The sequence below is a fragment of the Mesorhizobium sp. M0500 genome (assembly GCF_040321165.1).
Lineage (GTDB): Bacteria > Pseudomonadota > Alphaproteobacteria > Rhizobiales > Rhizobiaceae > Mesorhizobium.
The window spans coordinates 102,532-116,175 of the sequence record NZ_JAMYRB010000005.1 but is presented as its reverse complement, the minus strand read 5'-3'; the positions used below and the strand labels follow the sequence as shown (position 1 = coordinate 116,175).

Annotated in this window: 11 protein-coding genes and 1 pseudogene; 4 read left to right on the top strand and 8 right to left on the bottom strand. The window is 64.5% G+C overall.

Annotated elements, in window-relative coordinates; all coding sequences use genetic code 11:
• Nucleotides 1-76 precede the first annotated feature (76 nt).
• Entirely contained in the window at nucleotides 77-2,743 is a 2,667-nt protein-coding gene (locus NKI70_RS11970) for a caspase family protein (protein ID WP_352724622.1), read from the bottom strand.
• A 58-nt stretch (nucleotides 2,744-2,801) separates the two neighbouring features.
• Nucleotides 2,802-3,371 carry an NADPH-dependent FMN reductase gene (locus NKI70_RS11965; protein WP_023676267.1) on the bottom strand — a complete coding sequence of 190 codons (570 nt, stop codon included), beginning with the start codon at nucleotides 3,369-3,371 and terminating at the stop codon, nucleotides 2,802-2,804.
• A 184-nt stretch (nucleotides 3,372-3,555) separates the two neighbouring features.
• On the opposite strand from NKI70_RS11965, the pseudogene NKI70_RS11960 reads away from it, so the two are divergent.
• Nucleotides 3,556-4,929 (top strand): annotated as a pseudogene (locus tag NKI70_RS11960) (cytochrome P450).
• 21 nt (nucleotides 4,930-4,950) lie between these two features.
• On the opposite strand, the gene NKI70_RS11955 reads toward NKI70_RS11960, so the two are convergent.
• Nucleotides 4,951-5,925: a complex I NDUFA9 subunit family protein gene (locus tag NKI70_RS11955; RefSeq protein ID WP_352453681.1), complete on the bottom strand. Its 975-nt coding sequence runs from the start codon at nucleotides 5,923-5,925 to the stop codon at nucleotides 4,951-4,953.
• Between the two features lie 243 nt (nucleotides 5,926-6,168).
• Here NKI70_RS11955 and NKI70_RS11950 point away from each other — a divergent pair, with 243 nt between their 5' ends.
• On the top strand, nucleotides 6,169-6,441 hold the full coding sequence (locus tag NKI70_RS11950) for a hypothetical protein (RefSeq protein ID WP_352578579.1): 273 nt from the start codon (nucleotides 6,169-6,171) through the stop codon (nucleotides 6,439-6,441).
• Between the two features lie 57 nt (nucleotides 6,442-6,498).
• On the opposite strand, the gene NKI70_RS11945 is transcribed toward NKI70_RS11950, so the two are convergent.
• From NKI70_RS11945 to NKI70_RS11925, 5 genes are all read right to left on the bottom strand, one after another.
• Nucleotides 6,499-7,500, bottom strand: a complete 1,002-nt coding sequence (locus tag NKI70_RS11945) for an Ldh family oxidoreductase (protein WP_352578580.1) — start codon at nucleotides 7,498-7,500, stop codon at nucleotides 6,499-6,501.
• A gap of 111 nt (nucleotides 7,501-7,611) precedes the next feature.
• On the bottom strand, nucleotides 7,612-8,436 hold the full coding sequence (locus NKI70_RS11940; protein WP_502894420.1) for an ABC transporter permease: 825 nt from the start codon (nucleotides 8,434-8,436) through the stop codon (nucleotides 7,612-7,614).
• Nucleotides 8,436-9,101 carry an ABC transporter permease gene (locus tag NKI70_RS11935; RefSeq protein ID WP_352578586.1) on the bottom strand — a complete coding sequence of 222 codons (666 nt, stop codon included), beginning with the start codon at nucleotides 9,099-9,101 and terminating at the stop codon, nucleotides 8,436-8,438. The genes NKI70_RS11940 and NKI70_RS11935 overlap by 1 nt, the downstream gene beginning before the upstream one ends.
• Nucleotides 9,102-9,313: 212 nt before the next feature.
• Entirely contained in the window at nucleotides 9,314-10,108 is a 795-nt protein-coding gene (locus NKI70_RS11930; RefSeq protein WP_352568373.1) for a transporter substrate-binding domain-containing protein, read from the bottom strand.
• 51 nt (nucleotides 10,109-10,159) lie between these two features.
• On the bottom strand, nucleotides 10,160-10,969 hold the full coding sequence (locus NKI70_RS11925) for an ABC transporter ATP-binding protein (protein ID WP_023676274.1): 810 nt from the start codon (nucleotides 10,967-10,969) through the stop codon (nucleotides 10,160-10,162).
• Between the two features lie 217 nt (nucleotides 10,970-11,186).
• Between NKI70_RS11925 and NKI70_RS11920 the strand changes: the two genes are divergently transcribed.
• Together NKI70_RS11920 and NKI70_RS11915 are read left to right on the top strand one after the other, a co-directional pair.
• Nucleotides 11,187-12,035 carry a dimethylarginine dimethylaminohydrolase family protein gene (locus NKI70_RS11920; RefSeq protein ID WP_031211670.1) on the top strand — a complete coding sequence of 283 codons (849 nt, stop codon included), beginning with the start codon at nucleotides 11,187-11,189 and terminating at the stop codon, nucleotides 12,033-12,035.
• The gene (locus NKI70_RS11915; protein WP_352724620.1) at nucleotides 12,032-13,612 is read left to right on the top strand and encodes a 5-guanidino-2-oxopentanoate decarboxylase; all 1,581 of its coding nucleotides are present in this window, start codon (nucleotides 12,032-12,034) and stop codon (nucleotides 13,610-13,612) included. The genes NKI70_RS11920 and NKI70_RS11915 overlap by 4 nt, the downstream gene beginning before the upstream one ends.
• Nucleotides 13,613-13,644 lie beyond the last annotated feature (32 nt).

Here is a 13,644-nt window from a genome sequence, read left to right as displayed (position 1 = left end):
GTAGATATAGGCGCAAAAGGCGGTTTTTCCAAGGTTTGCAGGCATTTCGGAACGGAATGACCATCGCGTGAGCCGGCTACCGGCGCCTGGCTTCGATCCTGGCCAGCCGCTCACGTAAAAACTTGATCATGAACTTGTGGCGCGGTGCCAACCGCCCGCTCCGGTCGAGCTCGAGCGTCATGTCGAGCGCCTTGGAAAGCACAGCCTTCGGGTCCTTTGCGACTTGGGCGTAGTCGATATAGGCGACCACCAGGTCGCGCTGCCAGGTGGCGTTGTCCGGATCGGACCGGGCAAGTTTCTCGCGAATGGCCAGGCTGTCCTGAAGGGCTTGCCGGGCGCCCCTGACGTCGCGCTGCCTGAGGCGCAGCGTGGCGACTTCGGACAGCGTTATCGACAAGTCCCGCTGCCAGTCGGAATTTGCGGGATCGAGCTTGGCCAGCCTCTGCGCAATCGCGTAGCTGTCCAGATAGGCTTTCAGCGCGCCTTTGTGGTCGCCCTGTATCGCCAGGACGCCGGCGACTTTCTCGATGCACACGGACAGGTCGCGCTGCCATTCGGTGTTGTTCGGGTCGCCGGCGGCGAGCGCGCTGGCCTGCGAAAGTGCCTCACGATAAGCCGAAAGTGCCGCCGGCCAATTCTGCTGGTCGCTCAGCGCATTGCCGATCTTGGCGTTGCCGACCGACAGGTCGCGCTTCAACTCGGTGTCGTCCGGATCGCGTTTCGCCAGTTGTTTGACGATCGCCAGACCTTCCTTGTAGGCCGCCAGCGCCCCGGCGGCGTCGCCGCGTTCGCGCAGCAGGTCGCCTATCGTATCGTGGCTGACCGAGACGTCACGCTGCCGGTCGGCGTCTCCCGGTTTGTCCGCCGCCAGCGCCAGCCGCACCTTCAGGCTCTCTTCATAGGCCGCCTGTGCGTTGTCCAGTTGGCCTGCGATATGGGCAAGGTGACCGATCTCATCGTAGGTGATGGTCAGGTCGCGCTGCAGTTCGGCACGGTCGGGCTCTCCGGCGGCGAGCTGCTTCTTGATCGACAGGCTTTCCTGGTAGACCTCTGCGGCGCCGGCCAGATCGCCTTGGGTCGCCAATACGTTGCCGATCTTGTCGTCGGCCATGGCGAGGTCGCCGAACCACTCCAGATTGTCCGGTTCTGCCTCGGTCAGGCCCTGCAGAATGGTCTTGGCGGTCTCATAATTCTGCAGCGCTGACGGCAGATTGCCTTGCGCCATCCGCACGTTGCCGAGCTTGACGTGGCTGACGGCGAAGTCGCGCTTCACGTTGGGATCGGTTTCATGATGCGACCGCCGCTCGAGATCGGCTTGCAGCGCCTCGAAGGCACGGCCAGCCGCATCGATATTGCCGACCGTGGTATAGAGCTTGCCGAGCTCGTCCAGCGTGCGGATCAAGCGGTCGGCGTCGTCGAGCGACAGCACCACCTGTCCGGCTTCGTCATAAAGCGCGAGCACGGACTCATAGTCCCTGATGGCTGTAGCGTAGTCGAGGTCGGCGCGCGCCGCCCCGCCGGACAGATAGCGCGTCGCGGCTTCGGAGAGCGTGCGGCTGACGAAATTGGCCTTCAGCGCGTTGCGCGAGACATTGTCGATCTCGGCTGCCTCGGCGAGCTTTTTACGCGCGGCATCGAACGCTCCCAGCGAAAGCTGCTCTTCGGCCTGCCGGCGCAACGCTGCCACCCGCAGATCGTCGGATCCAAGCGTCTGCATTTCGCTCCGCACCTTGACGAAGGCGTCGGCTGCCTCACGCAGCCTGGTGTTCAGACTGTTTGCGGAGAGATGGCCGGCATCGGAACTGATCAACGCGCCATAGAGCGGCGCCAGCGGCATATCGGCGTCGCTGGCGATCTTTTCCACCTCGCCGCGCATCGCGGGCGTCACCTCGGCCATGGCCAGCAACAAGCGTTCGCGCTCCGGCAATTTCTCCTTGGCCGAGGCGGCAAAGAACAGCTGCGGCAGGCCGCTCTCGACATAGGGCAATTGCTTACCGCGCGAGAGGTCGTAGACCTCCTGCTGCACGAGCGTCAGCACGGAGCGGATCTCGAGACCTTCGGTGCCGAGGTATTTCGTCAGCGCCGCGGTAAACGGCGAATTCTGGCCCGTCCCATCCGCGGCGGTCTCGCCGGGCGCCGCCGAAAAGGCAAACAGGATGTTTTCTGCCCGCCCGATGCGGCCAAGGCCCGGCCGGACCTTGTCGCTGACGTCTTTTGCCAGCGCCGTCGCGCCGCGGCCTTCGCCGCCCGTAGCCGCGAACGGATCGCTACGGCAGGCGTCGAGCACGATCAATCCGACCTTGCTGGTGGCGGCGACGGTCGCGCGGATCACCTCCAGCGGCAGGCTGGTCCTTTCCAGCGTAGCGAGCGACGACGCGTCTGCATCGACCGGCAGGAGCCGATTCTCGCCGGCGATCTCGACGCCGTGGCCGGAGAAGAACACCAGCGCCACGTCGGCGCCTTTGGCATCCTCGCGGAAATCGTCGAGCGCCCGGCGCATGCGCCGCAGGTCGCGGTTGGTTTCGAGGAAGACCTCGAAACCAAGCTTCCTCAGCACCGTTTCCATAACCTCACCGTCATTGACGGGATTGGCGAGCGGCCGGATCAGCCGATAGTCGTTCTCGGCGATGACCAGCGCAACGCGCCGCTCCGCCACGGCAGCGGAGGCCGTCGAGAGGATCAGCAGCAAGGCAAACAGAAAACGCAAATCGAACCGCCCCGGCCCGGTCATTTGCCGGAGCATTCCATCTCTTTATGGCATGAGCAAGTTACGGCATCGGCAAGCCCGGCCGTTCGCGTTGTCAGCCGACCCGCATCGGCTTCAGCGCTTCGCTCCAGCGGAACAACTCGTCCAGCATGGTCCTGGCCCCGCCGAGCACCTGCTCGCTGGGCAAGAAGGCGCCGGTCTCGTCGAGCAGCTTCTGGTACATCGGCAGCGCCACGCCTTCCGGGATCGGCATGACGCCGACGGAGGTCAGCAACGGTTTGACCGCCTGCGCCGCCCGCAGGCCGCCGGAGACACCGCCGTAGCTGAGGATGGCGGCCGGCTTGTATCGCCATTCCCTGAGCAGGTAGTCGACCGCGTTGACGATCGCGGGGGCGGCGAAATAATTGTATTCCGGCGCCACGAAGACGAATGCGTCGGCGGCGTCGATTGCCTTCGACCAGGCTTTCGTGTGGCTGTTTTCGTATTTGCCCAGTCTCGGATGATGCGGCTCGTCCAGCACCGGCAGGTTGAAGGCCGCGATGTCGGTGAGCACCGGCTCGAATTTGCCGTGCTCGCGCGCAAAGCTCTCCAGCCAATTTGCGAAAACCGGCCCGGCGCGGCCCGGCCGCGTGCTGCCGATGATGACGTTCAACTGGTGCTTCAAGGCAGGCTCCCGCCGGTTAGTGGCATCTGTGGTGCTGCCACCTAAGACACGCAGCCGGACACAGCAAGCAGGCACTTTCCGGTGCCCCGGTCACATTCCAGAGAGCGGATGCTTCGCCTTGTCGTCCGGTCACATGGACGCCTGCCTTGCCCGCCACTACATTGAGGTGTCAGCGGAGCAAGCCATGGACAGTCAGCCCGTCCCCTTCGTCCCGCCGGCGCCGAAGCCGCGCACAGCGCCGCCCTCGACGCTGGAGATGATCCGCATCGTCTACCGCAATCCGCTCGAACTGTGGGGCGAGCCGACCTATAACGAGCCCTGGATTTCGGTGACCGGCGTCGGCGGGCCGCTGGTCATCGCCAACGATCCCGGCCTCATCCGCCATGTGCTCGTCGATAACGCCAAGAACTACAAGATGGCGACGGTGCGTCAGAAGATATTGCGGCCAATCCTGCGCGACGGCCTGCTGACCGCCGAAGGCGAAGTGTGGCGGCGTTCGCGCAAGGCGATGGCGCCGGTGTTCACGCCGCGCCACATCTTCGGCTTCGCCGAGCCGATGCTGAAACGCACGCTCGAATTCGTCACCCGTTACGAGCAAGGTGGCACGTCGGACATCGCCCACGACATGACGCTGCTCACCTTCGACATCCTGGCCGAGACACTGTTTTCGGGCGAGATATCGGGCGAGCCCGGTAGCTTCGCCAAGGAGATCGATCGCCTGTTCGAGACCATGGGCCGGGTCGATCCGCTCGACCTTTTGCGTGCGCCCGACTGGCTGCCGCGCCTGACCCGCATCCGCGGCCGCAAGACCATGGCCTACTTCCGCAAGATCGTAACCGACACGGTGCAGATGCGCGAGGCGCGGCTGAGGCGCGCTTCGGACACGGTGCCGCAGGATTTTCTCACGCTGCTGTTGAAGGCGGAGGGACCGGGCGGGCTGACCCGGGCCGAGGTCTAGGACAACATCATCACCTTCATCGGTGCCGGCCACGAGACTACGGCCAGGGCGCTCGGCTGGACGCTCTACTGCCTTGCCGAAGCGCCGTGGGAGCGCGAAAAGATCGAGCACGAGATCGATGCGGTGTTGGCGCGCGAGCCCGACCCGACGAAATGGCTCGACGACATGCCGCTCACCCGCGCCGCCTTCGACGAGGCGCTCAGGCTCTATCCGCCGGCGCCGTCGATCAACCGCGAACCGATCGAACCCGAAACCTGGAACGGCCTCTACGTACCGCGGCGTGCCGCGGTGCTGGTGATGCCGTGGGTCGTCCACCGCCATCGGAAATTGTGGGACCGGCCGGACGCTTTCATGCCGGAACGCTTCCATCCGGGAAACCGCGAAAAGATCGATCGTTTCCAGTATTTGCCGTTCGGCGCCGGCCCCCGCGTCTGCATCGGCGCCAGCTTCGCCATGCAGGAGGCGATCATCGCGTTGGCGATCATGCTGTCGCGCTACCGTTTCGACGCCACCGCGGAAACCCACCCCTGGCCGGTGCAGAAGCTGACGACGCAGCCGCAAGGCGGCCTGCCGATGCAGGTCACCCGGCGCGGCTCGTAGGCAACCGCACGTCCGTTCGTGTTATGCGGCGGACTTGCGTTGGAACTGGCCGGCGGCGCGGTAGCGCCAGAGATAGCTGGGCAGAATGGTTCCGATCGACCGTGGCTGGATCCCGAGGCCGGCGAGCGTCCTGTTGTCCTTGACGGCGGCTTCCGACACCACATTGTGCTGGCGCAACAGCAGGACCTGGTCCTTGGTCAACAACGGATTGGGAAGCAGCCCGAGAATTGATGCCTGGAGGTTCGCCAGCCACCATGGCACGGGCAGCAAAAACCGCTTGCGTTCGATGATGACAAGCAGCTCTTGCATGCATTCCTTGAAGGTAAGCACCTGCGGCCCGCCGAGTTCATAGATCCGGCCGCCCTGGACCTTGCCGTCGACCGAGTGCGCCACCGCTTCGGCGACGTCGCCGACATAGACCGGCTGGAATTTCGTCTGCCCGCCGCCGATCAGCGGCAGCACTGGGGAAAAGCGGGCCATGTTGGCAAAGCGGTTGAAGAAACCGTCCTCCGGCCCGAAATTGATCGATGGCCGCAAGATCACGGCGTCTTGGACCGTCTCAAGAACGGCCTTTTCGCCGAGCGCCTTGGTACGCGCGTAGTCCGATTGCGCGTGGAGGTCCGCTCCCAGAGCCGAGATGTGGGTGAGGCCGGCGCCGACGGCGCGCGCCGCTTCGGCAATAGCGCGCGCGCCGAACTCGTGGACGGCAGTAAATTTCTGCCGGCCGGCCTCATGCGCGATCGCCACCAGATTGACGACATGGTCGGCGCCTTGCACGGCGCGGTCGACCGACCAGCGGACCCGGACATTGGCCTGCACCGGCTGGATCTGCCCGACATTGCCAAGCGGTTGCAAATGACCGGCGAGATCGGGCCGGCGGCAGGCAACCCGGATGCGGTAGCCGCGCTTGGCCAGCGCCCGCACGACATGACGACCGACAAAGCCGGAGCCGCCGAAAACGACGACGAGCTTTGGGGTCTGAAGGATTTCGGTCATGGCTGGCTCCGGCGGGCTATCCAGATGGCTTGATTGAAGCCGTTTCATAGTCGGTTTCGCGCCAAAGGCAAAGGGCGACCATCGGTCGCCCGGCACTGTTGAAGCATGATTTTCCGGATCCGTTCGAAATGGCAGAAAACGCCGCCGAGGCCCGGCTTTACGGCAACTCCATTAGGAACAGGAACCTTTGTTCGGTCGGCGATTTTAGATGTATGATTTGATTCCGAATGGAGGATATTGCCGATGACGACAAAACGCGTTGCGATCTTCGCTCTGGCTTTCGCAACAGGCTGCAGCATTGGTGCCTCGGCATTCGCGGCAAACCGGCATCACCACCAAGCTCAACCCGAACGCTACGTTCCCGCCAACGGCGACATCATCGACATTCTGTTCGGTGGCCCGCGCTACTATGACAACCACCTGTTCACGACGGCCGCCGAACCCTGCTCCTACAACAGGGTAGGACCGGACGCGAATGCGGTGAACGCGATCAACGATCATCATTGCGGGAAGTAGGCTCGCGCTGCCGGATCGGCCGGCCCCGTCAGCCGCTCATCGGACAAACGAATTTCTTCAGGACGAATAGCGCCCGGCGAATTCGGAAATGCGTTGCACCACGGCTTTCGGCGCCCTTATGCCGCGCGCCGCCGCCTTCTCCGCGGCCTCGGCCCGGGCACGCCCCGGCACATGCACGCCATAGCGCCGCCGCAGCCGGTCGAGCTGATCCTTCATCCGCTTTTCGAAGTCCGGATCGAGCAGCTTGGGCTCGACGGCAAGCACGAACAGGCCGGTCCCCGGACTGTCCGGCCCGCCGCTGAACCATGGCGCATCGAGCGACCAGTTGGCGCCCGACAGGCCCGCAGCCAGCACCTCGACCATCAGCGCGATGTTGGCGCCGCGCTGGCCGCCGAAGGCAAGCATGGCGCCCTTCATGGCAGCTGCCGGGTCCGTGGTCGGATTGCCGCTGGCATCCAGTGCCCAGCCTTCGGGTATCTTCTTGCCGTCCTCGGCCGCCTTGCGGATGTTGACGAAGGCGGTGGCGCTCGACGACTGGTCGATGACCAGCGCCGCCCCGTCCGCGGCGGGTGCCGCAAAGGACATCGGGTTGGTGCAGTAGACCGGCTTGACCGAGCCCGAGCCGGCAAGCACGGCCGGGCCGTTGGTGGCGGCGAACGACACCAATCCCTGCGCGGCCAGCCGTCCGGTGAAATAGCCGAGCGCGCCGCACGTATAAGCATTCTTCTGCGAAAAGATGGCGACGCCGAACAGCCGCGCCGCCTTGGCGAGGTCATCGATCGTGCGGTCGAAACCGGTATGCGCTAAGCCGCCGCGCGCATCGGAAAGATAGACCGCGAGCGCCGGCCTGGTGATCACCGGATCGGCGTTGCCGTCGATACGGCCGGCCTCCAGTGCTTCAAGATAATCGATAAAGTGCGAAAGCCCGACGATCGACAGTCCTTCCGCCTCGGCCGCGACGATCGAGGCAGCCAGCGACTGCGCCGCCTCTTCGTTGGCGCCAGCGCCAAGTGCGGCCATCCGGCACAGCCCTGTCGCCTGGTCGAGACTGAGTTGCATTGTGATTGCCATGGATATCTGAGGGAATGGGTGAATGGTAAATGGTGAGTGGGACTTAGCCGGTAACACTACGGGCTACTCACTACTGACTATTCACTATTCACCATTCACCTAACCAATCTTGTTCGGAATCCGCGCCTCGATCTTGCCCAGGGTGAAGACGAGGATGCCGGTGATCGCCATATAGATCAACGCCAGGAGCAGCAAGGGTTCATAGGTGAGGTAGGTATCCTGACGCACCTTTGAAGAGACGGCGAATATATCGATCACGCTGATGGTCGCCACCAGCGGCGTCGATTTCAGCTGCAGCACGGTTTCGCCCGTCAGTGTCGGCAGCGCGCGGTAGAAGGCCTGCGGCAGCCAGATTCGCTGGAAAATCCTCCAGCGGCTCATGCCGAAGGCGCGGGCGGCTTCCAATTGGCCTTTCGGCACGCCGGCGAAAGCGCCTCGCATCACCTCGCCCTCATAACCGGCGAAGGACAGCGTCAGCCCGAGGACGCCATAGGGCCATGCCTGCCTCAGATAGGGCCACATCCAAGACTCGCGAATCCATGGATATTGTGGAAACAGCGAGCCCAGCCCGTAATAGAGCAACCAGAGCTGCAGCAGCAGCGGCGTCCCTCTGATGACGGTGCAGAAGACCTTGGCGGGTGCCGCGAACCAGAACGAGCCCGCAGCCTGCGCCAGCCCGAGCGGCACGGCGAGCAGGAAACCCAGCGTGCAAGTGACGGCAAGAATCCACAGCGCGCGCCAGATGCCGAGCAGTCCTATCCCGTAATATTTAGGCAGCCAGTCCCAGCGCATGAAGACGGCCGCCGCCAAAACCAGCCCCAGCGCGATCAGGATCAGCACGATACGATGCGGCTTCAGCCACAGCGAAGCGCGTGCGGCTATCTCGACGGCCGCCGCTTCGCCAGTCATCGCCGGGTCAGCCATCACCGGGCCTCCTTGAGCGACGGCATGCCGCGGCGGGCCCATGTCTCGATACGGCCGATGATCAGATTCGAAACCAGCGTCAACAGAAGGTAGATCGCGCCGGCGGCGATAAAGAATGTCAGATAGGCTTTGGTGACGCCGGCCGCCTGCCGTGTCGCCAATGTCAGCTCGAAAAAGCCGACGACCGCCAGCAGGGCGGTGTCCTTGGTGGCGATCAGCCAGAGATTGGCAAGGCCGGGTATGGCGAACGGCAGCATCGCCGGCAGCGTGATGCGCCGCAGCAGCAGGCCGGGAGACATGCCATAGGCGCGCGCGGCTTCGATCTGGCCCTGCGGAATGGCAAGGATCGCGCCGCGGATCACCTCGGTCGAATAGGCGCCCTGGACGAAGCCGAGCACGGCAATGCCGGCCGCCAGCCCGCTAATGTCCATGCGCTGATAGCCCATTGCCGTCAGCATCTGATTGATCAGGTCGGTGCCGGCGTAATAGAGCAGAAGGATCAGCACCAGCTCCGGCACGGCGCGCACGACGGTCGTATAGACTGCCAGGAGATCGCGCACCACCGGACCACCATACAGCTTGCCGGAGGCGCCGCCGATGCCGATCAAAAGGCCGAGACCGGTGGCGCCGACCGCGATCTCGATCGTATGGAGCAGCCCGACGATGAGCGTTCCACCCCAGCCCGGCGGCACGGGCGAGAGAAGCGCGATGGCAGAGGCGGCCCAAGCCGGAACAAATGCGTTGATCAGCGTCGCCCTCGAATTGCTGGCGCTAAAACCGCCGGCGATCTCCGCCCGCGGAAGCTCGCGTCGATGGATTTCGACGAACCACGCGGCTCTATCGGGGCCGCGTGGTTAATCGCTCATGGATGAGGCCGTCAGTTCGACTGCGTGTCGGCACCGTAAATGTCGAAGTCGAAGTACTTCTTCGAAATCTCGTCATATTTGCCGTTGGCGCGGATGGCCTTGATGCCGGCGTTGATCTTTTCCTTCAACTCGGAGTCTTCCTTGCGGACGCCGGCGCCGACGCCGGGCCCGAGAATGGCCAGATCCGGCGCGACCATGCCCTTCAGATCGCAGCATTGCTTGCCCTGGTCCGATTTCAGGAAGGCGTCGAGGGCAATGGAATCGGCCTGCACCGCGTCGACCCGGCCGGCGGCAAGATCCTGGTTGGCCTCGTCCTGGGTCTGGTATTCCTTGATTTCCGCCGCGTCGGCGAAGTGCTTCTTGGCGTAGTCGGCGTGTACGGTCGAGACTTGGACGCCGATGATCTTGCCCTTGAGGTCCTCCGGTGTTGAGCCGAACTTCTGGTCCTTCGGCCCGATGATCGCAGTCGGGGTGTTGTAATATTTGTCCGAGAAGGCGATCGTCTTCTCGCGCTCGGCGGTGATCGACATCGAGGCGGCGATAAGATCGATCTTCTTGGTCGTCAGCGCCGGAATGATGCCGTCCCAGGCGACGGGGGTGATGACGCAGTCGAGCTTCTCCTCGGCGCAGACGGCATCGATGAATTCGATCTCCCAGCCGACCCATTTGCCGGAAGCGTCCGGCGAGGCGAAGGGCGGATAGGGTTCGGCGGCGACGCCGATCTTGACCGGATCGGCCTTGGCCACGCCCATCGCGGCAACGCCGAGCAGCAGCGCTGCGGCAAAGGTCTTGAGAATAATCTTCATCGTCATGACTCCCAGTTTTGTTGTTGTTCCCGGTTTTCGTCCGCCCACAGTTTAACTGATGTTGCGGATGAACTGCTTCAGCCTTTCGGATTTCGGCGCGCCGAAGATCTGTTCCGGCGGCCCTTCTTCCTCGACCAGCCCGTTGTGGAGGTAGACGACATGCGTCGCGACCTCGCGGGCAAACTTCATCTCATGGGTGACCAGCACCATAGTGCGGCCTTCGCGCGCCAGGTCGCCGATCACCTTCAGCACCTCGCCGACCAGCTCCGGATCGAGCGCCGAGGTCGGCTCGTCGAACAGCATGACGCGCGGGTTGATGGCCAACGCCCTGGCAATCGCGGCGCGCTGCTGTTGGCCGCCCGACAGATAGGCGGGATAGACGTCGCGTTTTTCGGCCAGGCCGACGCGGGCGAGCAATTTTTCCGCCTCGCCGATCGCCACATCGCGCTTGACGCCGAGCACATGCACGGGAACCTCGATGACGTTCTCGATCAACGTCATGTGGCTCCACAGATTGAAGTTCTGGAAGACCATGCCGAGCTTGGAGCGGATGCGTTCGATCTGCTTGCGGTCGGCGGGCACGGTGTGGCCGTAGCTGTCGGCCTTCAGCTTTATCTCTTCGCCATTGACCCGGATGATGCCGCTGGTCGGGTTCTCCAGGCAGTTGATGCAGCGCAGCAGCGTCGATTTGCCCGAGCCGCTGCCGCCGATGATGGCGATCACCTCGCCATCGCGCGCCGACAGCGAAACGCCCTTCAATACATGCAGCTTGCCGAAATTCTTGTGCAGGTTCTCGACGTGGATGGCTTCGGCAGCGCCGTTCTGCGCCGTATGCTTCAGGGCGGTGGCCGGCGCTGTCATCGTCGCGGCGCCCCGCGGAGCAGCCGAGGCAGTCCTTGCTGGAATTTTTTACCCATTACCCGTCACTGGACAGCGTTCCGATTCTCAAGATGGACCGTTCCGCTTGCCTCCGTCAACCGCAGTTTTTGGACCATTGATCACGGCCTGCCGAGTGGCTATTGGCAGGAGGGGCGCGTTTCAGGAGAACTTAGTGGGCAAAGCATACGGGTCGCAGTCGATGGCCGGGCTGCTGCAGCGCGTGCTGATGCGCTCCGCCGCCAGCGCCATGCGTCGGGCCGAAGCGCTGGAGTGGCACTATGGCCCCGGCTTCGATCCACAAAAAGCGGCGGCCCAGCATGATGCACTGGCCAGGCTGATTTCTGTCTCAGGCGCCGATATCGAATGGCTGAGCGACGCCGATGACGGGCTTGCCGATTCGGTCTTTACCCACGATCCGTCGCTGATGACCGACCATGGCGCGGTCATCCTTGCCATGGGCAAGGCGCTGCGCCGGCGAGAGCCCGGCCTGCACGAGGCAGCCTACGGGCGCATGGGCATCCCCATCCTCGGCCGTATCGAGGCTCCCGGCCAGGTCGAGGGCGGCGACTGCGTGTGGGTGGATGCAAACACGCTGGCCGTCGGCCGCGGCGTGCGCACCAATCAGCACGGCATCCAGCAGCTCTCCAACCTGCTTTCACCCAAGGGCATCCAGGTCTATGGCTTCGACCTGCCGCTCTGGCAGGGCGAGGAGGCCTGCCTGCATCTGATGTCGGTGATCAGCCCGCTCGCAGACGATCTGGCGCTGGTCTATGCGCCCCTCCTGCCGGTCGCCTTCCACCAGATGCTGCGCGAACGCGGCATTCGGCTGGTCGAGGGCGACGCCGACGAATTCTTCGTCTCGAATGGGCTCAGCCTGAACGTGCTGCCGACCGCGCCGCGCCAGGTTATCGCCGTTGCCGGTTTTCCGAAGACGGCGGCTGCCATGCAAGCCGCCGGCTGTACGGTCTCGACATTCGAGGCCGATGCGCTGTGCATTGCCTGCGAGGGCGGCCCTACCTGCCTCACGCGCCCGGTGCTAAGACAATGACGACCATCGGCGAAGCGCTCATCACCTTGCTCGAAGCGCACGGCGTCGACACCGTCTTCGGCATTCCCGGCGTACACACGGTCGAGCTCTATCGCGGGCTTGCGCGATCGAAGATCCGTCACGTCACGCCGCGCCACGAGCAGGGCGCCGGCTTCATGGCTGACGGCTATGCGCGCGCCAGCGGCAGGCCGGGTATCGCCTTCGTCATCACCGGGCCGGGGCTGACCAACACCATCACCGCCATGGGTCAGGCGCGCGCCGATTCGGTGCCGATGCTGGTAATCTCGGGCGTCAACGCCACACCGACGCTGGGCAAAGGCCTTGGCCATCTGCATGAACTGCCGGACCAGCGCGGCATGATGGAGAAGGTGGCGCTGTTTTCGCACCGTGTCACCGAGGCCGGCGAACTGCCCGGCGTGCTCGCCCGCGCCTTTGCGCTGTTCTCATCCTCGCGTCCGGGTCCGGTGCATATTGAGATCCCGACCGATGTCATGACCATGCCGGCCAACGGCATCGTGCCGCTGCTGCGGAATTCAGCGCCGCTCGGGCCGGATGTGACGGCGATTGCAGAGGCGGCAAGGCTGTGCGCGTCTGCCAGCCGGCCGCTTATCCTCGCCGGTGGCGGCGCCAAGGCCGCCGAAGCGCCGTTGCAGCAGCTGGCCGAGAGGCTGGGAGCGCCGGTCGTCCAGACCGCTAATGCGCGCGGCCTGCTCTATCGTCATCCACTCGGCGTGCCGGCCAGCCCCAGCCTGAAGGCGGTGCGTGCGCTGATCGCCGATGCCGACCTGGTCATTGCCGCCGGCACCGAATTCGGTCCGACCGACTATGATGGCTATGGCGACGGCGGTTTTGTCCTGCCCGCCAACCTGATCCGCATCGACATCGGCGCCGACCAGCTTGCCCGCCGGCCTGCGCGGATTTCGATCCAGGCCGATTGCGGAGCGGCGCTCGAGGCGCTGCGTGCCGAACTCGGCACGCACGAGACGCCATTGGATGATGGTTCAGCCCGCGCCGCCGCGACGCGGCAGGCGGCCTTTGCCGAGATTGGCCCGGCCATGCAGGCGCAACTGCGCGCCGTCGAGACGATCCGCGATGCGCTGCCTGGCGCGATCATCGTCGGCGATTCGACCCAGCCGGTCTACGCCGCCAACCTCTATTACGATCACGACCGGCCGGGCGGCTGGTTCAACGCGGCCACCGGCTTCGGCGCGCTCGGCTATGGCCCGCCGGCGGCGATCGGTGCCGTCCTTGCCAGGCCTGAGGCGCCGGTCGTTTGCCTCACCGGCGACGGCGGCTTCCAGTTCACCCTGCCGGAACTGGGCGCCGCGCTCGACGCTGCGGCGCCGGTGATCTTCACAGTCTGGAACAATCGTGGCTACCGCGAGATCGAAACCTCGATGCTCGACGTCGGCGTCGAGCCGGTCGGCGTCTCCCCGGCACCGCCGGATTTCTGCAAATTGGCCGAAGCCTACGGCATTGCCGCCGAGCGGATTTCCGGCATCGGCGGCTTGGCGGACGCGCTTGGGCGCGCGCGGGCGACTGGACGACCTTACGTCATCGAGATTTCGGTTGAGTGATCGCGCGAAAGGCGCGACCTTCCGCATCGGCG